Here is an 18990-nt window from a genome sequence, read left to right as displayed (position 1 = left end):
ATGGTTACCTCCGAAGGTTCATTAAATAGATTATATGGTCCTACTTATTATACATGATACGTATCGAAATTAAAAAGTCACAAGTTGTCGTTTTCGAGCAGAAAATGTGGCTATTTCGTTAAATCCAATCGTTTTCAATAGCTCTCTAGCCTCATCCAAATACTGCGACAACCGTTCCGGGAGGTGCGCATCCGATCCTAGTGTCACTGGAATCCCCACCTTATGGCAGTATTCAAGCATACGACGACTTGGGAACATCTCTTTGCAAGGATGACGCAGGCCAGAAGCATTTAATTCAATCGCTAGCCCACACTCTTTGACGGTATCTAACGCAGCTTTCTCCAATTCCCACGTATCACGTTCTGGCACGTAACCAAACCGTTTGATCATATCGATATGACCGATATAGTCATACAGCCCCGTTCGGGCTGCTTGCTTCACTGCCTCGTAGTATTGGGTATAAACTTCAAAAATATCCTTACCTTCCCAACCAGCAAGCTGCCTAAAATCAGAAATATCCCACTCACGCAGAAAATGAACCGATCCGATGACATAATCCCAAGGGTAAGCGTTAATAATGGCTGCAATCTCCGACTCATAGCCTTCAATATAGTCGCCTTCCAGACCGACGCGAATATCAATCTGATCCTTATACTTCTCTTTGAGCTGAAGGCATTCTTCTACATATCGAGGAAGCTCCTCCATCGGCATCGCCATTTCCGGCCAATACGTCTGCGGGTCTACATGCAAAAGCGGCATATGATCAGAAAGCCCCAACTGGGTGAGCCCGATCTCAATGCCGCGTTTGACGTATTCCTCCAGTTCCCCAGAGGCATGACCGCAGCGCACATGATGTGTATGATAATCAATCAACATCGTGAATTCACTCCAGGTCGTTTGTATTATTTCTTTACGTGCCGATTAGCTAACTCTTTCATAATATCATCCAATGGCAATTTATTATTACGCAGGAGCACCATTAGGTGGAAAATAAGATCGCTCGCCTCATAACGAAGCTCGTCATTGTCTTTATTTTTAGCTGCAATAATAACTTCGGCCGTTTCTTCGCCGACTTTTTTGAGGATTTTATCGACCCCTTTTTCGAAAAGGTACGTCGTATACGCGCCCTCAGGACGCTCCGCATCACGGGAAGCAATGACAGCTTCTAGTTCAGCTAAAATAGCAAAACGGTCACCGCCGGTAGCAGCAGGCACAGCTTCTTCTGACGAACCTTCCACTGCGATATTTGCTGTGAAGCAGGTGTAAGAGCCGTTATGGCAAGCAGGTCCCACTTGTTCAACAAGAACAAGCAACGTGTCCGCATCGCAGTCGTAGCGAAGTGCTTTTACCTTTTGCGTATGACCAGAAGTTGCCCCTTTATTCCAAAGCTCGTTGCGTGAACGGCTCCAGAACCATGTGTCCCCTGTTTGAATCGTGCGCTGCAAGGACTCACTGTTCATGTACGCCAGCATAAGAACCTCTTTGCTCACTGCATCCTGCACAATCGCAGGCACAAGTCCTTGCGCGTCATACTTAATTTGATCCACTGAAAATGTCATCGAATTTCAACCCCTTTACCTTTCAGGTCAGCCTTGACCCCATCTATCGTTAATTCTTTATAGTGAAAAATCGTTGCCGCTAGCCCCGCATCAGCCTTGCCTTCGGTGAATACATCGTAGAAATGCTCGGCTTTGCCCGCGCCGCCTGAAGCAATGACTGGAATCGTCAGCAGTTCGGATACCGCCCGTGTCAGCTTCAAATCAAAGCCATCCTTCGTTCCATCCGCATCCATGCTTGTCAGCAAGATTTCTCCTGCACCTAACTCTTCTACGCGCTTCGCCCACTCCAGCGTCTTAATGCCCGTCGGTTTGCGTCCACCATGGGTGTACACTTCCCACTCGCCCCACTCGGGATTGAACTTGGCGTCAATCGCAACAACAATACACTGTGAACCAAACTTCCGTGCACCATCGGAAACAAGCTGAGGATTCAGCACAGCCGCCGTGTTAATGCCAATTTTGTCCGCGCCTGCGCGAAGAAGACGTTTCATATCCTCGACACTCGAAATCCCGCCGCCAACCGTGAACGGAATCGTAATCTCGCCAGCCGTTTGACGGACAACCTCGACCATCGTCGCGCGCCCTTCAACGGAAGCCGAAATATCGAGGAACACGAGCTCATCCGCGCCTTCCTTATCATAAATCGCCGCAAGCTCTACGGGATCACCGGCATCACGTAAATTTACGAAATTTACGCCCTTCACTACTCGGCCATCCTTGACGTCGAGACAAGGGATAATTCTTTTGGCCAACATGCTCAGCACCTCCTTGAGACAACCCTAATTACTTAACTTCAAAAAATTATCCAATAGCTGCATACCAATATCTCCGCTTTTCTCTGGGTGGAACTGCATGCCATAGACGTTATCACGTCCAACGATCGCTGTTACGGGTTGATAGTAGTCTGTCACTGCCAACAGATCGTTCTCCCGCTCCGGTTTCACATGGTAGGAGTGTACGAAATACACGTGCCCTTCTTCGATCCCTTTGAAAATAGGACTATCACCCTGCTTGTAACTCAGGCGATTCCATCCCATATGCGGCACTTTGTACTCTCCGCGGAAACGCACAACAGACCCAGGCAGAAGCCCTAACCCCTCATGTTGCCCATGCTCTTCACTGCTCGTGAACAACAGCTGCATGCCTAAACAAATTCCAATAATGGGTTTGCCTGATGCTGCATACTGCTTCACAACCTCGTCAAGACCTGTTTCGCGCAGATGTTCCATCGCATCGCCAAATGCGCCAACACCAGGAAGGATCGCTCTCTCTGCTGCTAGAATTTGTGCCGGATCACCAGTCACAACCGCTTCATAGCCGAGTCGCTCAACCGCTTTGCTCACGCTATGTAAATTGCCCATTCCATAATCAATAATCGCGATCATGCCTACAGCACTCCCTTCGTCGAAGGAACCCCCTGCACACGAGGATCAATCGAAGTTGCTTCATCCAGCGCACGCCCCAATGCTTTGAAAACACCCTCAATCATATGGTGCGTGTTTTCACCGTAATGCACGATAACATGTAAAGTGATACGAGCTTCTAGCGCAAATTTCCAAAGGAACTCTTTCACCAGCTGTGTTTCAAAGCTTCCCACATTCGCTGTAGGGTACTCCGCACGGTATTCAAAATGAGGACGGTTGGAAATATCAATCACAACTTGTGCCAACGCTTCATCCATCGGAACGAATATGCTCGCATAACGTTTGATGCCCCGTTTGTCACCAAGCGCTTCGCGCAGTGTTTGACCTAGACAAATCCCGATATCCTCTACCGTATGGTGGTCGTCGATTTCGATATCGCCCTTGGCATCTACGTTCAAATTGAAATGACCATGCTTGGTGAACAAATCTAGCATATGATTCAAGAAGGGAACATCTGTTTGTAGTTCTGAAATTCCTGTACCATCTACTTCAAAAGCAAGCTTAATGTCCGTTTCATTCGTCTTACGAGCTACGCTCGCTGAACGCGTTCTTACTTGATCTTGTTCCGCCATTTATGTCAACTTCCCTTCTTTTCTAAGTCTGATCTCTACCGCACGCGCATGACCCTCCAGCCCTTCATTCCGAGCCAAAGTCATAATCATGTCGCCGTTCGCGAGTAATGCTTCTTTGCTATAGTGAATGACACTTGATTTTTTGAGGAAATCGTCCACATTCAGTGGCGATGAGAACCGTGCCGTACCATTCGTCGGCAGCACGTGGTTCGGGCCGGCGAAATAGTCGCCGACTGGTTCTGTGCTGTACGCGCCTAGGAAAATGGCACCTGCATTTTCAATGCGCGGCAGCCATGTGAAAGGCTCCTGAACCAGCAGCTCACAGTGCTCCGGTGCCAAGCGATTAACGACGTCGATGCCTTCTTCGAGTGAATCGACAAGCAGAATCGCGCCTTTCGTCGCCGTGGAGACGGCAGCGATGGCTTTCTTCGGCAGCACATCCAGCTGCCGCCATAGCTCTAGCCGAACTTCTTCGGCTAGTTCGGGTGAAGGTGTCACCAGAATCGACGGTGACATCTCATCATGCTCGGCCTGCGCTAGCAGATCGGCCGCGATGTATGCTGGATCGGCGTGCTCGTCGGCGAGCACGACAATGTCGGTCGGTCCGGCGATCATGTCGATATCGACGACACCGAACACGAAGCGCTTCGCCAGCGCGACGTAGATGTTGCCTGGGCCGACGATTTTATCGACCGGCGCGATCGATTCTGTCCCGTAGGCCAGAGCGGCCACAGCCTGCGCCCCGCCTACGCGGTAGATCTCTTTCACACCCGCTTCAGCCGCGGCCACGAGGATGTGCGGGTTGATGCCTTCTTCGCCCGCGGTGGACGGCGGCGTCACCATCGCGATCTCAGGCACCCCCGCGACGATCGCGGGGATGGCGTTCATGAGCACGGAAGACGGATACGCCGCCTTCCCTCCGGGCACGTACAATCCGACCCGCTTCAGCGGTCGGATGATCTGGCCCAGCAGACTGCCGTTCGGCTGCAGGTCCATCCAAGAATTGCGTTTCTGCTTCTCATGAAACGCACGAATGTTAGCGGCGGCTTGACGCAGCGCCGCCAGGAATGCGGCGTCGACTTGCGCGTACGCCGCCTGGATTTCTTCGTCGCTGACGCGAAGCTCAGCAACTTGGACGCCGTCGAACTGCTGCGCGAGGCGGCGCAGCGCGGTATCCCCGTCCTGTCGCACCTCATCGATGATGCGGCGGACGGACTCATTTTGCTCCGGTGAGCCGTATTCGACCTCGCGGTTTAATTGAAATTCGGAGGCGGGCATAATCCGCATCTTCATCATCCTCTCATTGGTGTTTCACTTACATATATCTATCGTTGCGCTGTTGGCAGAACCGCCTGCAGCATATCACACAACCGTTGGATGGAGTCGTTCTTCATCCGATAACTCACACGATTCGCAATTAAGCGGCTCGTAATTTGAAAGATTTCCTCTTGCTCCACAAGACCATTCTCTTTCAAAGTTTGGCCAGTCTCTACCATATCTACGATACGGTCAGCGAGTCCAATTAACGGCGCTAGCTCGATCGAACCATTCAACTTAATGACTTCTACTTGCTGTCCTTGCTCCCGGAAATACTGAGAAGCCACATTCGGATATTTCGTCGCAACACGCGGGTTGATTACCTGCTTCCAATCCGGCAATCCAATCACTGACATACGGCACCGTGCGATCCCTAGGTCAAGCAATTCGTAAACATTCCGATTTTCTTCCATCAGAACATCCTTGCCCACAACTCCGATATCAGCAACGCCGTACTCTACATAAGTAGGTACATCCACTGGTTTGGCTAAAATAAATTCCATTTTCGCCCCTGGCACAGGGATAATTAAACGGCGGCCTTCTTCCAAATCCTCAGGAATAGGCAATCCTGCTTGCGTAAACATTTTCGCGGCTTGTTTATAAATACGGCCTTTCGGCATCGCTACTTTAAGAATGTCTTCCACCGTTTCAACCTCCTCCAAACTTCCCTCATCTTCGCTGAGAGGTTATTCCGCTATCAACTTCATTACGTGGTATCCCGCTCTGTTCAAATCAATGTCTTGTTCCTTCGTAACAAGCTGTGTGATTACGATACTCACAGTATTCGTTTCATCGTTCCGCATATCCTTCGCTAGTTGCAGCGCTGCCTCACGATGCTCAGCATCGTAGGCAATCAGTATACGATTCGGTTGTTTCACTTGCTCTTTGCCTGTTACTTCAAGGATTCGATTCGTTTTCAACGCAAATCCTGTCGCTGGCGCCGGGCGCCCGAACTGGCTCAATAAATTATCGTAGCGGCCTCCACTGCAAACAGGGAAACCTAGCTCAGCTGCATACCCTTCAAACGTCATACCTGTATAGTAGGAGAAATCCCCAATCATCGTTAAATCAATGACAACATGCTCACTTACACCGTAGGCTTTCAACACATCCCACACTTCGCAAAGATGTCGGATCGCATCCTGTGCGATAGGATGCTGGGAGACCATTCGTGCTTGCTCGCAGATTTCATCTCCTCCACGAAGCCTTAGTACCCCGATTAGCTCACGCTCAACGTCAGGCTCTAGCGATAATTTCTTAATCGCTTCTCGGTAACCAACATAATCACGGCTAAGCAGATGCTCTTTCAAGGAAAGTTGCGCATCCATGCGCCCTTCCAATGTTTCTTGGAATAATCCATTCAGAAAGCCCACATGACCTAGTGCAATCTTGAATTTCTCAACGCCTGCAGCTTGTAAAGAAGCAATCGCTAGCGCCACAACTTCCGCATCCGCTTCAGATGTAGCATCGCCGATCAATTCAACGCCAGTTTGATAGAACTCCGAATCTCTGCCTGCTTCTTCTTCAATTGAACGAAAAACATTCGAATGATACGAAAGACGCAGCGGGAACTCTTGCTCTTTGAGAAGCGAAGAGGCTACACGCGCGATAGGCGCCGTTAATTCCGAGCGCAGAACAAGCGTTTTCCCCTTGCGATCTAGCAGCTTGAACAGCTTTTTATCCTCTGTCGAGCTTGCAACGCCGACTGTATCGTAATATTCAAGTGTAGGTGTAATTATCTGGTTGTAACCCCAGCGTTCCATACAGGCCAACACACGGAATTCTATGTTTCTTAGTTTCGCAACTGCATCTGGCAAATAATCTTTCGCGCCTACCGGCTTTTCAAATACTTTTGGCTTCGACACCGTCTCACCTCTATAAGTAGGAGTATAATTAGTTATTATTAATTTACTGTTCATCATTCGCTTTAGTGCGTTAACGTTCTACCATGCTACCAAAATAAAGAATGTACGGCTATTTTATCACGTATCTTTAGGACCGTCAATCGTCTCCGCCTTGACCAGCGCTTTAAGAATGGCATATGCACCCATATGCCGTCAACTGTGCCGCTACATCCACTAATTTGAAAACTATTAGAGAAAAGTCTTGGCGCGCGTAGCGGTCGTAGCGGAGCCACATTATGTTGGCGGTCACACCTGACTCACAGCATTTTAGTAATGGTATTTGCAGCGCTATCGCGTATCCGCTTAATAAAAACAATATAAATTCCAAGTTAACTGGAAAACCTCCATTTAATTTGGAGGGAATTTACTCTCTCCAACGATTAGATGGATTTTGTACATCTATTTTCACCAAAAGTAGCCCGTTGAGCTCATTCAGGTGAAATTAACAGCAGAAAATCCATCTATCTGCTTCAATTACCGAAATCCCGTCTATTTAGCTGTATAAAATCCAGTTATGCGCCATTCTCTAGGTAGCTAGTAGTCTTCACCTATCATATACGGATTCCTGGTGCACATTGAGGAGCTCATCTAAGTCGGCGGTCAAAATTCCCCCAATAGCAAAAGGCATGCTGTCACGGCAGCATGCCCTCGTTAAGACAAATATGATTAATCTTCTTCCACCGGTCCATTTGGCGTTTTACCGCTGCCATTAGGAGTTTGGGATTGACCAGCATTTGGAGCCTTATTTCCATTTAGGCCGTTGCCATTACCATTTCCATTTGGGGTTTGTCCGTTTTGTCCATTACCAGTGCCATTAGGCGCCTGCCCATTTTGTCCGTTACCGTTGCCATTGCCGCTTCCGTTGCCATACGGAGCAGGTGTTCCTCCACCGTTCGGCACTGGTTTCGGTCCGCCGTTAGGCCCCGGCGCTGGTGTTGCGCTAGGTCCTTGGCCTTGGCTTCCCCCGTTACCGCCACCTTGGCCCTTGCCTTCACCAATACCGTTACCACCATCTTGGCCTTTGCCTCCGCCGATACCATTACCGCCGCCTTGGCCTTTGCCTCCGCCAGTACCATTACTGCCACCTTGGCCCTTACCTCCGCCAGTGCCGTTACCACCGCCTTGACCTTCTCCTCCGCCAGTGCCTCCACTGCCGCCTTGGCCTTCGCCTCCGCCAGTGCCTCCACTGCCACCTTGACCCTTGCCTCCGCCGAAGCCTCCACTACCGCCTTGTCCTTGGCCTCGACCTTTACCGCCACCTCGCCCTTGTCCAACACCCTTAAGCTTCATATAACTATAAGTAATGGACTCGAGTGTGCGGCTATCAACGGCGCCGGTTATCGGCAGCCCGTGTTTTTTCTGAAAGTACCTTACGCCTTGCACAGTTGCATTATCGTAGTAACCGTTAATATCACCAGAATAACTCCCCAGTGATTTCAGCATCCCTTGGATAACGAACACATCGGGTCCGCTTGCTTCCTTGCCTACAGCCGAGCTTGTGGTTGGCAAGGATAATATCAGCATTACGGCTAATACTACTACGCCTACATGCTTTCCTATCGACCATCCAAAGTTACCTTTTTTCACTTTTGCGTCTTTACTACGATTCCATTGCTGCACTTCATCGACACCTTCCCTTAACCAATAATTTTACTGCGTCTTTACTATTCCTATAAGTTAATTTTGTTAGTCGTAATCTTGCGATTGTATAGTGATAAACTGTTGGTATTGCTTTCCTCTCACAACAAAAAATGGACCCCACATCACAACGATGTTGAGTCCATTCTTATAAAATTCATACTAGGAATTGCCTGACCGAATTACCTGCATGGGATTACCTGCCACGAAGCTGTTCGGGGCTACATCCTTATGAACGACAGATCCCGCGCCAATAATCGCATTGTCACCAATCGTCACCCCTGGCAGGATTGTTGTATTCGCCCCTACCATCACATGGGAGCCAATTCGGACATCGCCTAAACGATATTCCTTCGTTAAATACTCATGCGCGAGGATCGTCGTGTTATAGCCAATGATTGTATTACTCCCAATGTAGATCCGCTCTGGGAAGAACACATCCACCATCACCATCAAGGCAAATGCCGAGTGCTCACCAACCGTCATGCCAAGAACACGTCGGTAGATCCAGTTTTTCAACCTCAATGATGGTGAATAACGGGTGATTTGAATGAAAACAAAGTTTCGCATGGCCTTCCACTTACTTACCGTCTGATAAATTTGCCATAGCGCATTCGGGCCATCTACGGGATACTTCTCTGTCTGCCTCAATCAACCTTCACTTCCGACGATATCCCTACTAACGGCAACAAATCAAACATATCATCAACAATATGATCCGGGTTATACTGCTCTAAATACGAGCGCCCCTTCCAAGACCAAGAAACGCCAACGGAAGTAACTCCTGCATTCTGAGCAGCCTCAATATCATAGTGGCTATCGCCAACCATCATCGCTTCTTCAGGCGAACTGCCTAGTTCTTTCAACGCTGCAAAGATACCCTCAGGGCTGGGCTTTGGTTCCTTGACATCATCTACTGTTACAATTGCACTTACGTAGGAGTCTAATCCACAAAGTTTCAATCCCATCAGCGTAGTAATCCTGATTTTACTCGTCACGATTCCGATTTTGACACCATTTTCGTGAAGCTTTGCCATTACCGTACGCACGTTCGGAAATTCCCTCACAAGCTCATCATGTTTGGCAAGATTAAAGGTACGATACTTAGTAATCAACGCTTCAACTTCTTTTTTGCCTGTAAAAAACTCCATTTGCTCCACTAACGGACGACCCATATTGGGAACAATAAGTTCCCGGCTAATAGGTTCCGGAGTTTCGCCTTCCAAGCTATGTAAGAACGATTGTACAATCAACTCATTCGTGTCTACAATCGTGCCATCCAAATCAAATAGTACGGTTTGAATCATAGTTAACTCCTTTATCTGTCTCTTCTTCTTTGACTACTTTGTTATTATCAAGCGCTAATGTAGATACAATCGGATCTGAGTAATGTTCATTGGCATAACCTTTTTTCCTTCTAATGATGATCATGGTCACAGCCGCAATGACAATCAGTAGGGCAAGCAATTGTGAGAATCGAACATTCCCTCCATATGTCAAATCACCTGGTTCAAATACGATCTTCATAGGTGACCATAGCGCATTCATCAAAGAGGCTAACCATGTTGGTCCTGTAATGTCCAAGCTGTCCGTACGAATTCCTTCAATGAAGAAACGACCGATGGAATACCAGATGAAGTAACTTAGGAAGACCTCTCCTGCCCGCAAGAACGGCCTACGACGAAGCCAGAATAACACCAGCAAGCCTACAAAACTCCATATCGACTCATAAAGGAACGCTGGATGGTAGAATGTCCCTTCGATATTCATTTGGTTCACTATGAAATTCGGTAAATGCAGGCTATCTCTCAGAAACGACTCTTCCACTGGACCACCATGAGCTTCCTGATTCATGAAATTACCCCAACGACCGATCGCCTGTCCAATAATTAATCCTGGCGCAAGGATATCAGCAATTCGAAAGAAGTTGTATCCCTTAGCCCGAATATAGAAGGAGGCACCGATAATAGCACCGATGAGAGCACCATATATCGCAATTCCACCATGCCATATCATGAATATTTCCCATAAATTATCTTTATAATCTGCCCATTGGAATGCTACATAATAAATTCTTGCCCCGATAATGGCAGAAGGCACTCCAATTAACAATAAATCCATGAAGAAGTCAGGCACGATTTTGAATCGTTTCCCTTCCCTGATTGCCAACATTAAACCGATTAATGCGGCTGTTCCTAGAATAATCCCATACCATCTTACATGAATCGGCCCAAGGGAGAACGCAACACTTTCTAACATAGTTTCACTCCTTTATTTGATGAGCTTAAGCCCACTCTCAATCAAAATCCTCAAAATCTTCATTCAATGATTCCGTTAATTTATTGGTAAACTGCAGCGCTGCGTTATATCCCATTCGTTTCAAGCGATAGTTCATCGCCGCAACCTCTACGATAACAGCTAAATTTCGCCCTGGTCGTACAGGTATCGTGACGAGAGGCAGATCAGTATCGATAATCCGTGTTAACTCCTCATCTAGCCCTAGTCGATCATATTGCTTCTCTTGCTGCCAATTCTCCAATTTCACTACAACCGAGATCTTCTTTACATTACGAATGGCTCCTGCGCCGAAAAGCGTCATGACATTGATGATACCGACGCCGCGGATTTCAAGTAAATGACGAATCAACTCTGGTGCGTTCCCTGTTAACACTTTATCGCCATTTTGTCTAATTTCTACTGCATCATCCGCAATCAGTCGGTGTCCTCGTTTCACAAGTTCAAGCGCAGTTTCACTCTTACCAATCCCACTGCTGCCGGTAATCAACATGCCAACCCCATAAACATCAACTAGTACACCATGGATGGTTGTGCTTGGAGCAAGCTTATTCTCAAGAAAGCCAGTTAATCGACTTGCAAAAATCGTCGTAGAAAGCTGCGTTCGTAGTACTGCCAGATCACGCTTAGTCGCCTCCTCGAGCAATTCAACTGGAACATCCAGGCCTCTTGTTACAATAATGCATGGCGTTTCCTCAGAGGCACATAGCTGTTCAACCCGATTCCTCCGAACACCCGTCGTTAGCATCTCTATAAACGTAATCTCTGTTTTACCAAGCATCTGAATTCGTTCTTTGGGGTGGTAATTGAAATACCCCGCCATTTCAAGACCTGGGCGATACAAGTCACCAGTCGTAATCGGACGCTTCAGTCCACCCTCTCCTGCTAATACTTCCATATGTAGCTGTTCCATCATGTCGGAAACCTTTACCTTTTTGGCCATTGTCCTAACTCCTCCGAATTTGCTTATGTACCATATGTTTTGTTTGTTGCAAGCAGGCTTCCAATAGTTTCATCGTAATGGAATACCTAATTGAAAGCAACTACTGTGTTCATGAACCGCAAAATAAACAAAAAAACCAGCCGATAACGGCTGGCCTTTCAGTACAATCCTTATAGGTTAGGGTTAACCAAGATGGAAAGTGTAGTTTCTTTATCGAAGAAATGAACTTTGTTCATGTCTAGTGCCAATTTAACGTTAGTACCTTCTTTGATTCCGGAACGACCATCAACACGAGCGATTACTGTGTTAGCGCCGATACCGTTCAAGTACAAGTACATTTCATGTCCTAAGTTCTCAGTCAATTCAACGTTAACGTTGAATACTGTCTTAGGGGAAGCTTCCAAGAATACTGGCTCTTCGTGAATATCTTCTGGACGAACTCCCAGAATCACTTCTTTGCCAACGAATCCTTTGTCTTTAAGAACTTGTGCTTTACCTGCTGGAACTTCTACATTAACGGAACCAGCTTTGAAGAATACGCCGCCGCCTTCAGATGCCAATGTTCCTGTCATGAAGTTCATGGATGGGGATCCAATGAAACCAGCAACGAACATGTTCACTGGGAAGTTGTAGATTTCTTCTGGTGTAGCAGCTTGTTGAATAATACCTTTATCCATAACAACGATACGATCGCCCATTGTCATAGCTTCGATTTGGTCATGCGTTACGTAGATCGTTGTAACACCAAGACGTTTTGTCAATTTTGTGATTTCCGCACGCATTTGCACACGAAGTTTCGCATCCAAGTTGGAAAGCGGCTCATCCATTAAGAATACTTGTGGCTCACGAACAATCGCACGACCCAAGGCAACACGTTGACGTTGACCACCGGAAAGAGCTTTTGGCTTACGATCAAGCAAGTGAACGATATCTAGAATTTTCGCTGCTTCGCGAACGCGAGCATCGATATCAGCTTTTTTGAATTTACGAAGTTTCAATCCGAATGCCATGTTTTGATAAACAGTCATATGCGGATAAAGAGCGTAGGATTGGAATACCATCGCGATATCGCGGTCTTTAGGAGCTACGTCATTTACAAGGCGGTCTCCGATGTAAAGTTCACCTTCAGTGATTTCCTCTAAACCTGCGATCATACGAAGAGTTGTGGATTTTCCGCAACCGGATGCACCAACAAGAACTACGAACTCTTTGTCAGCAACTTCAAGATGGAAATCTTTAACTGTTGATTCTTCTGCACCAGAATATCTTTTAACGATATGATTTAAACGTACGCCTGCCATGATTTCATTCCCCCTACAATTTATCGTTCAACTAATTTATTTGTCAACATTTCTATATACACATCTTACCCTACGAATAGCGGACTGACTATGCACAATCCCTACAAAAAAATCACTTTCTTTTCGTTACTTTGTACAATAGCAAGGCCAGACGTACCAAAACCGCATGATTAAACGTTCTAACATCCAGTCCTGTCTCATTCTTGAACTTGTCCAATCGATAAAGCAGCGTATTGCGATGAATATAAAGCTTCTTCGCGGTTTCACTAACATTACAATCTAGTGTAAAGAAGTGCTCAAGCGTCGTTACCGTCTCGCTATCCAGCACATGATCCGTGCCGCGGAGCACTTGTTCAAGGAAATCGGTTTTCTCCTCTTCTTCTATAAGGTGCAACAGCTTCTCCAGACGAAGCTCCCAACGCAGATGTATAAAGCTGCCTACATGGAATGAGCGGCCCAACATAATAGTCTCACGTAGTTTAAGCACAGTAGCAAATATGGACTTCGCCGGTTTCACAGGGAAATCGATGGCTAGATGGCATTCGCCTACCCATTCATTGGCCAACATCTCATACAAACCTGAGCCTAATGCATCAAGGGTTTGTTCTACGCTCTCTTCTTCATCCCCATCACGTTCTTCGCTGCCGCTAGTGATAAGAACCTCCGGGGCAAGGATGAGCCATTCCTTTTCTAACAAAGGAATCAGAATAATTTCTGCTTCAAAGAAAGATTCCAACAGCTTTTTAAGCTCTGTATAGGATACACGTTGGTTCTGAGGATAGTCCCCATACAACAAAAGAGGGATCTTGGTTGAATACAGCGATGACTGTGAAGCAAGCGCATCAGGAAGCTCTGCATGGCCTGTGCCGCGTTCCAATTGCTGCAAGAGCCAGTCTCTTAATTGATTCGACTTTCTTTCATCCTCCGACAGATAGGAGCCGAATTGCTTCTTCTCTACGGTTTGTTTCGATTCGATCGTAAGTTCGACAAGTTTGCGTTCTGAGATAGACAACTTACTCCCATCCATCTTCAATACACGGACCTCTTTGTGATCCTGTGAAATGAAGAATAGAACTTCCTGTCCCCGCATCACACTTCGACAAAATGCTTCTTCTCGCTCTCCCTGATCCTCCACAAGCTGGTGCCATTCGGAATCCGGTATCAGGCTTATCTGTATTGGCGACTGTAAAACCGCTTCCAATCGCTCTTTGACATGTTCCCAAATCATCTGCCCTCACTCCTTATTGCCTATAGCATCTTCTATAATTATCTCTCTATTGTACCATATGTCTGCCTGTTCCTGTGAATCGAAAGGAACCTCCCTGCCATAACTGGCAAGAAGGTCCACATGAAAGAAGTTCTATTTGATGACGCGGCGAGCCGTTACGTAGTGATCCGCCCACCATTCTTTATTCATTGAGGTAAATTTAACCCCACCTTCACCGTAAGTGTGAATCATCATGCCGTTACCGACATAAATACCAACATGTCCAATGTTCTTGCCGGAATCAGGTGTTGTAAAAAAGACCAAGTCTCCTGTTTGTAAATTACTTTTACTAACGAAAGTGCCTTCCTTCGCTTGATCGCGAGAAACGCGTGGCAATGTAATCCCATAATCCGCAAACACAGTTTTTGTAAAAGAAGAACAATCCATCGTTTTCGTTTGACCATATTTAGCACCGAATAGATACGGAGTTCCCAGATATTTCTGAGCCGTTAAGATCAACTCAGCTTTCAACCGATCCTTAGCCGAAAGAATACTTCTTCCACCAATAAAGCTGCCCTTAAGCTCATTTACATTGCGAGTGACGACTTCGTCTTTGCTCTGGGAAGCCATGACCATTTTACCTTGGCCTACATAGATCCCAGCAAACGTTGGTTTTGAACCACTACCAAAGAACAAGACGTCACCTGGCTCTGCTTTATCTATCTTTGTGAATTTTGTTGCTTTCATGCTGAATTGACCCGCTAATGTTCTAGGTACTGTGTAATTTAACGTTTCATAGACATAATAGATTAGTCCTGATGAATCAAATCCTGCAGTTGGGGTTTCGTTACTTTTGGAGTAATCTACGCCAACCAACTTTTTGGCCAAAGAAACGGCATCCATATCATCATTCGCGGCATATGCGGAAACGGCAGTTGTTGCTGATAATGCGATCGTAATCGCAGCAGTTATTCCTAACGTGCGGTGTGCAAGACTCTTTAACATTGTATTTCCTCCTGTGCGTGCTCTTTGGTGAGTTGGGTAATTTGGAAAACTTCTCAGTTACTAGTACAAGATTACCATGGTAATGAAAAGACTTTCATTCCTAAAATATTTCCTAACAACCATGACATTGGCATTGGTGCCAATTCTTTCATCTCTTTAAAATCTTCAAAGAGGCTGTCCTCATATTTCTCATAGATTTGGAAATAATTGTAGTAGCACTTTTTGGTTTATATTCTCATTAACTATGGAGGTGATAAGCATGAAAGACCACAATCATTACCCAACCTATGATGTTATGGAAGAAAGTAATAAATGGGATATACACACGAGATCCATTGTGAAAGCTCGACTTATTCGTGAACACTCCTATGGATACTTAACAATTGTTGAGGCAGAAACACTTCGTGCTTGGTGTTCGCTTCTTATGGACGATCATCGCGGAGAGATCATTCAATACATCATTAACCATATGGATCATGTCTTATCTGAAAATAAAGGTGAAAGCCACCGCAAGGCAGGCACACCTCCGCTTCGAATGCTTATACGCCAGGGACTGAAAGCGATCGATGAAACGGGCTGGTTTGTAAACAGTCAACCTTTCTTTCAATTAGATGAAATGGACCAACGCAGCATCATGCTGCATATCAGCAACGAAAGCTATCCCCCAACGAAAAATTGGGAAGGCATTCCTCAGAAAGTCTTATTTCACAAACTTCATCAACTCAGTACTGAAGCCTACTATGCCCATCCTTTAATTTGGTCGGAAATCGGGTTTGGAGGACCTGCTTATCCGCATGGATATTCCTTGCATAGGCCCGACCAACTGGAGTCTTGGGAGGCAGCGAAGCGAACATGAAATGGCGATATGATAATGACATCGTAGATATTCTCATTGTAGGAGCTGGGGCTGCTGGAGGCGTTCTGGCCAAAGAACTCAGCGAAGCAGGGCTTGGGGTCGTTGTGGTTGATGCGGGACCTTGGCGCGATCCTGAGAAGGATTTTGCAAGTGATGAACTGAGTATGAAACGTCTTGCTTGGGAGGATACACGCATTGTAGATGCCGCTGAGCCATTCGTTACTGGCAAGCATCATTCGGGAAAGGGAGTTGGCGGCGGTACTCAGAACTTTACCGGAGTTTTTCTTAGGTTTCATGAATCTGATTTCAAAACGAAAGCCATTGATGGCGTTGGTGAAGATTGGCCTATTCATTACAAAGACTTGGAGTCGTATTACTCACGTATCGAAAAAGAAATCTCCGTGTCTGGCCCTAAGCATTTCCCTTGGGGAAATTTCCAGGGTCCTTATCCGCTCCCAGAATTAGATTCGCTTAGCCCGAATGCTGTCTTATTTCACAAAGGCTGCAAATCCCTTGGTATCCAATCCGCTCCTACACCACTAGCCATCCTCTCTAATCCATTAGAGGGCCGGTCTGCCTGCACCAATCGGGGGTTCTGCCTGCAGGGCTGTATGCCTAACGCGAAATTTAGTACATTGATTGTACATATCCCTAAAGCGGTTCAAGCTGGAGCAGAAATACTAGCAGACTGCAGAGTCACACAAATCGAAGTCAATGAATATGGACATGCTTGCGGGGTCCTCTTTGTCCATGAAGGCACGACTTATCGGCAACGAGCCAAAACCGTTATCCTCTGCGCCCATGCAGTAGAAACACCACGTTTGCTGCTGCACTCCGCCACACCACAGTTCCCTGATGGATTAGCCAATTCCAGCGGTTGGGTAGGCAGAGCGATTATGACGCATAGCTCCAACGACGTTTATGCCAAATTCGAAGAGGCAGTCCGATTATACAAAGGAACGCCGGTATTGGCTTCAACCCAGGATTTCTATGAGACAGATCCATGCAGAGGCTTTGTCCGTGGATATACCCTACACGCTCACGGCTCACGGCCTATCGAGATGGCGGAAGGTATTCGCAAAGCCACCGAGGCGCCTCTATGGGGCTCGTCCTTTAGACAAGCTATGCAAGAGTACAACTTCTATGGTCGTCTCAAAATGGTCGGAGAGGTTCTGCCTAACTGGAACAATCACATAGCATTATCTGAAGAAAAAGATGCGTATGGCATACCGTTGGCCTCCTTGTCCTTCCAATACTGCGATAACGATCTCAAGCTACTTGACCATGCTGTTGACAATATGAAGATGATCCTCCGCGCCGCGGGTGGAGAGATCTCTTATGTCGTTCCTGATACCCAACATCTAATGGGTGGTTGCCGCATGGGTAATAACCCTGCGACATCGGTCGTGAACTCGTATGGTCAAAGTCATGACATCCCAAACCTTTTCATTTGCGATGCCAGTCTTTTCGTCACTTCTAGTGGCGTCAATCCTACGCTTACGATTATGGCCTTAGCTGCGCGAACAGCTGATTACATCATTGACCTCGCAAGCTCCTAATTGGTATCCTTAGCATAAAGCATACAAAAGAAGGAGACCGTGATTCCCTATGGCCATCGCTGAATTCACAATCATCCCTATCGGAACAGCCACAACCAGCCTAAGCGGCTATGTAGCTGACCTTCATAAGGAGTTAGAGCGACACGTCGATATTCGCTTTCAAATGACCCCCATGGGCACCATCCTGGAAGGCCCCCTAGACCGTCTATTCGAGGTCGTCCGTGCCGTCCACGAGGTTCCCTTCTTACATGGAGCTGCGCGTGTATCCACGTCCATTAAGATCGATGATCGCCGTGACAAACCCGCCTCCATGGAACAGAAAATGCAGTCCGTCGCAGACAAGCTCTGAACAACAAAATCTGAGCAAAAAAAAGCATCCCATCAGCAGGATGCTTTTTTCCTATATATAATAGAAACAAAAAAAGACCTTATGGTCTTAGTACATTCGCTTATAAAAGTGAGTCATGTAGGATTCGAACCTACGACACCCTGATTAAAAGTCAGGTGCTCTACCAACTGAGCTAATGACTCGTAGGGAAAATGGAGGCTGATGGATTCGAACCACCGAACTCGAAGAGAGCAGATTTACAGTCTGCCGTGTTTAGCCACTTCACTAAGCCTCCAGATACGAGATACCCGTACTGCCAAAGCAATACAACCATCTCAATGGCTTTGGACGGAATCGAACCGCCGACACGAGGATTTTCAGTCCTCTGCTCTACCGACTGAGCTACAAAGCCAAATGATTATTTATAGCATGTCCAACATTAATTGTAAAAGAAATGGCGGAGCTGACGGGATTCGAACCCGCGGTCTCCTGCGTGACAGGCAGGCATGTTAGGCCACTACACCACAGCTCCATGCTACAAAAAGGTTCAAGCAAAAATGGTGCCGTCGAGAGGACTTGAACCCCCAACCTACTGATTACAAGTCAGTTGCTCTACCAGTTGAGCTACAACGGCGTATTGATGGTGGAGGCTGACGGGATCGAACCGCCGACCCTCTGCTTGTAAGGCAGATGCTCTCCCAGCTGAGCTAAGCCTCCATCTGGTGTTAAGGTTTTTATGGTAGCGGCAGAGGGGCTCGAACCCCCGACCTTACGGGTATGAACCGTACGCTCTAGCCAGCTGAGCTACGCCGCCACATAAAAGTGTATATATATTTGGAACTGGCGGAGAGAGAGGGATTCGAACCCTCGCACCACTTACGCAGTCTAACCCCTTAGCAGAGGGTCCCCTTATAGCCACTTGGGTATCTCTCCAAGATATATATACGATTCAGGAATAGTATTCCCTGAAAACTAGATACGAAACTTCAACGTAAGTCTTACTTAGGAATTTTGGTTAAGCCCTCGACCGATTAGTATTCGTCAGCTGCATACGTTGCCGCACTTCCACCTCGAACCTATCA

General features: G+C 46.8%; 19 protein-coding genes and 8 tRNA genes. 3 read left to right on the top strand and 24 right to left on the bottom strand.

Translation table 11 applies throughout. From position 1 onward, the window contains the following. Positions 1-69: 69 nt before the first annotated feature. From hisJ to A8708_RS36395, 16 genes are all read right to left on the bottom strand, one after another. Complete coding sequence (gene hisJ, locus A8708_RS10745) at positions 70-876, bottom strand: histidinol-phosphatase HisJ (RefSeq protein WP_068663501.1); 807 nt, start codon at positions 874-876, stop codon at positions 70-72. 26 nt (positions 877-902) lie between these two features. After that, complete coding sequence (hisIE, locus tag A8708_RS10740; protein ID WP_068663500.1) at positions 903-1559, bottom strand: bifunctional phosphoribosyl-AMP cyclohydrolase/phosphoribosyl-ATP diphosphatase HisIE; 657 nt, start codon at positions 1557-1559, stop codon at positions 903-905. Next, positions 1556-2314, bottom strand: coding sequence for an imidazole glycerol phosphate synthase subunit HisF (gene hisF, locus A8708_RS10735; protein WP_068663499.1), 759 nt, complete (start codon positions 2312-2314; stop codon positions 1556-1558). The genes hisIE and hisF overlap by 4 nt, the downstream gene beginning before the upstream one ends. A 24-nt stretch (positions 2315-2338) precedes the next feature. Further along, on the bottom strand, positions 2339-2944 hold the full coding sequence (gene hisH, locus A8708_RS10730; protein WP_068663498.1) for an imidazole glycerol phosphate synthase subunit HisH: 606 nt from the start codon (positions 2942-2944) through the stop codon (positions 2339-2341). A 2-nt stretch (positions 2945-2946) separates the two neighbouring features. After that, complete coding sequence (gene hisB / locus A8708_RS10725) at positions 2947-3555, bottom strand: imidazoleglycerol-phosphate dehydratase HisB (RefSeq protein WP_068663497.1); 609 nt, start codon at positions 3553-3555, stop codon at positions 2947-2949. Continuing rightward, positions 3556-4842: a histidinol dehydrogenase gene (gene hisD / locus A8708_RS10720; RefSeq protein ID WP_068663496.1), complete on the bottom strand. Its 1287-nt coding sequence runs from the start codon at positions 4840-4842 to the stop codon at positions 3556-3558. Between the two features lie 38 nt (positions 4843-4880). Then, the gene (gene hisG, locus A8708_RS10715; RefSeq protein WP_068663495.1) at positions 4881-5516 is read right to left on the bottom strand and encodes an ATP phosphoribosyltransferase; all 636 of its coding nucleotides are present in this window, start codon (positions 5514-5516) and stop codon (positions 4881-4883) included. Between the two features lie 42 nt (positions 5517-5558). Continuing rightward, entirely contained in the window at positions 5559-6737 is a 1179-nt protein-coding gene (locus A8708_RS10710) for an ATP phosphoribosyltransferase regulatory subunit (protein WP_068663494.1), read from the bottom strand. 705 nt (positions 6738-7442) lie between these two features. Then, positions 7443-8396, bottom strand: a complete 954-nt coding sequence (locus A8708_RS36765) for a peptidoglycan-binding domain-containing protein (protein ID WP_275667876.1) — start codon at positions 8394-8396, stop codon at positions 7443-7445. 180 nt (positions 8397-8576) lie between these two features. Further along, entirely contained in the window at positions 8577-9065 is a 489-nt protein-coding gene (locus tag A8708_RS10700) for an acyltransferase (RefSeq protein ID WP_068663493.1), read from the bottom strand. Next, positions 9062-9721: a pyrophosphatase PpaX gene (gene ppaX, locus A8708_RS10695; protein WP_068663492.1), complete on the bottom strand. Its 660-nt coding sequence runs from the start codon at positions 9719-9721 to the stop codon at positions 9062-9064. The genes A8708_RS10700 and ppaX overlap by 4 nt, the downstream gene beginning before the upstream one ends. After that, positions 9699-10673 carry a prolipoprotein diacylglyceryl transferase gene (gene lgt / locus A8708_RS10690; protein ID WP_082927418.1) on the bottom strand — a complete coding sequence of 325 codons (975 nt, stop codon included), beginning with the start codon at positions 10671-10673 and terminating at the stop codon, positions 9699-9701. Before lgt ends, ppaX begins: the two co-directional genes overlap by 23 nt. A 37-nt stretch (positions 10674-10710) precedes the next feature. After that, positions 10711-11652 carry an HPr(Ser) kinase/phosphatase gene (gene hprK, locus A8708_RS10685; RefSeq protein WP_068663491.1) on the bottom strand — a complete coding sequence of 314 codons (942 nt, stop codon included), beginning with the start codon at positions 11650-11652 and terminating at the stop codon, positions 10711-10713. Between the two features lie 170 nt (positions 11653-11822). Next, complete coding sequence (locus A8708_RS10680; RefSeq protein ID WP_068663490.1) at positions 11823-12953, bottom strand: ABC transporter ATP-binding protein; 1131 nt, start codon at positions 12951-12953, stop codon at positions 11823-11825. 112 nt (positions 12954-13065) lie between these two features. Then, complete coding sequence (locus A8708_RS10675; protein ID WP_068663489.1) at positions 13066-14181, bottom strand: PucR family transcriptional regulator; 1116 nt, start codon at positions 14179-14181, stop codon at positions 13066-13068. A 132-nt stretch (positions 14182-14313) separates the two neighbouring features. Next, on the bottom strand, positions 14314-15165 hold the full coding sequence (locus A8708_RS36395) for a C40 family peptidase (protein WP_068663488.1): 852 nt from the start codon (positions 15163-15165) through the stop codon (positions 14314-14316). Positions 15166-15424: 259 nt separating this feature from the next. On the opposite strand from A8708_RS36395, the gene A8708_RS10665 reads away from it, so the two are divergent. Genes A8708_RS10665 through A8708_RS10655 form a run of 3 tightly spaced genes read left to right on the top strand, consistent with a single transcriptional unit; the run spans position 15425 to position 17929 of the window. Next, positions 15425-16021 (top strand): gluconate 2-dehydrogenase subunit 3 family protein, encoded by a 597-nt coding sequence (locus A8708_RS10665; RefSeq protein WP_068663487.1) that lies wholly within the window; start codon positions 15425-15427, stop codon positions 16019-16021. Next, complete coding sequence (locus A8708_RS10660; RefSeq protein ID WP_068663486.1) at positions 16018-17580, top strand: GMC family oxidoreductase; 1563 nt, start codon at positions 16018-16020, stop codon at positions 17578-17580. Before A8708_RS10665 ends, A8708_RS10660 begins: the two co-directional genes overlap by 4 nt. 49 nt (positions 17581-17629) lie before the next feature. Continuing rightward, positions 17630-17929, top strand: a complete 300-nt coding sequence (locus tag A8708_RS10655) for an MTH1187 family thiamine-binding protein (protein ID WP_068663485.1) — start codon at positions 17630-17632, stop codon at positions 17927-17929. Between the two features lie 109 nt (positions 17930-18038). On the opposite strand, the gene A8708_RS10650 is transcribed toward A8708_RS10655, so the two are convergent. From A8708_RS10650 to A8708_RS10615, 8 genes are all read right to left on the bottom strand, one after another. Next, positions 18039-18111 (bottom strand) — tRNA-Lys (locus tag A8708_RS10650). A 10-nt stretch (positions 18112-18121) separates the two neighbouring features. Next, positions 18122-18203 (bottom strand) — tRNA-Tyr (locus A8708_RS10645). 44 nt (positions 18204-18247) lie between these two features. After that, positions 18248-18320, bottom strand: a tRNA-Phe gene (locus A8708_RS10640). A 43-nt stretch (positions 18321-18363) separates the two neighbouring features. Beyond that, positions 18364-18440: transfer RNA gene (locus A8708_RS10635), tRNA-Asp, on the bottom strand. Between the two features lie 26 nt (positions 18441-18466). Next, positions 18467-18542, bottom strand: a tRNA-Thr gene (locus tag A8708_RS10630). A gap of 7 nt (positions 18543-18549) precedes the next feature. Then, positions 18550-18625: transfer RNA gene (locus A8708_RS10625), tRNA-Val, on the bottom strand. A 20-nt stretch (positions 18626-18645) separates the two neighbouring features. Then, positions 18646-18722, bottom strand: a tRNA-Met gene (locus A8708_RS10620). A gap of 27 nt (positions 18723-18749) precedes the next feature. Then, positions 18750-18841 (bottom strand) — tRNA-Ser (locus A8708_RS10615). Positions 18842-18990: the final 149 nt, after the last annotated feature.

It is taken from the genome of Paenibacillus oryzisoli (assembly GCF_001653565.1).
In the GTDB taxonomy this organism is placed as follows: Bacteria; Bacillota; Bacilli; order Paenibacillales; family NBRC-103111; genus Paenibacillus_E; species Paenibacillus_E oryzisoli.
The sequence above is the reverse complement of the archived record's forward strand: the minus strand, read 5'-3'. Positions and strand labels throughout refer to the sequence as shown.

Bases quoted from the DNA above. Each gene is read 5' to 3' on its own strand.
- hisJ (WP_068663501.1), bottom strand. From the start codon at position 876: ATGTTGATTGATTATCATACACATCATGTGCGCTGCGGTCATGCCTCT.
- hisIE (WP_068663500.1), bottom strand. From the start codon at position 1,559: ATGACATTTTCAGTGGATCAAATTAAGTATGACGCGCAAGGACTTGTG.
- hisF (WP_068663499.1), bottom strand. From the start codon at position 2,314: ATGTTGGCCAAAAGAATTATCCCTTGTCTCGACGTCAAGGATGGCCGA.
- hisH (WP_068663498.1), bottom strand. From the start codon at position 2,944: ATGATCGCGATTATTGATTATGGAATGGGCAATTTACATAGCGTGAGC.
- hisB (WP_068663497.1), bottom strand. From the start codon at position 3,555: ATGGCGGAACAAGATCAAGTAAGAACGCGTTCAGCGAGCGTAGCTCGT.
- hisD (WP_068663496.1), bottom strand. From the start codon at position 4,842: ATGCGGATTATGCCCGCCTCCGAATTTCAATTAAACCGCGAGGTCGAA.
- ppaX (WP_068663492.1), bottom strand. From the start codon at position 9,721: ATGATTCAAACCGTACTATTTGATTTGGATGGCACGATTGTAGACACG.
- lgt (WP_082927418.1), bottom strand. From the start codon at position 10,673: ATGTTAGAAAGTGTTGCGTTCTCCCTTGGGCCGATTCATGTAAGATGG.
- hprK (WP_068663491.1), bottom strand. From the start codon at position 11,652: ATGGCCAAAAAGGTAAAGGTTTCCGACATGATGGAACAGCTACATATG.
- A8708_RS10680 (WP_068663490.1), bottom strand. From the start codon at position 12,953: ATGGCAGGCGTACGTTTAAATCATATCGTTAAAAGATATTCTGGTGCA.
- A8708_RS10675 (WP_068663489.1), bottom strand. From the start codon at position 14,181: ATGATTTGGGAACATGTCAAAGAGCGATTGGAAGCGGTTTTACAGTCG.
- A8708_RS36395 (WP_068663488.1), bottom strand. From the start codon at position 15,165: ATGTTAAAGAGTCTTGCACACCGCACGTTAGGAATAACTGCTGCGATT.
- A8708_RS10665 (WP_068663487.1), top strand. From the start codon at position 15,425: ATGAAAGACCACAATCATTACCCAACCTATGATGTTATGGAAGAAAGT.
- A8708_RS10660 (WP_068663486.1), top strand. From the start codon at position 16,018: ATGAAATGGCGATATGATAATGACATCGTAGATATTCTCATTGTAGGA.
- A8708_RS10655 (WP_068663485.1), top strand. From the start codon at position 17,630: ATGGCCATCGCTGAATTCACAATCATCCCTATCGGAACAGCCACAACC.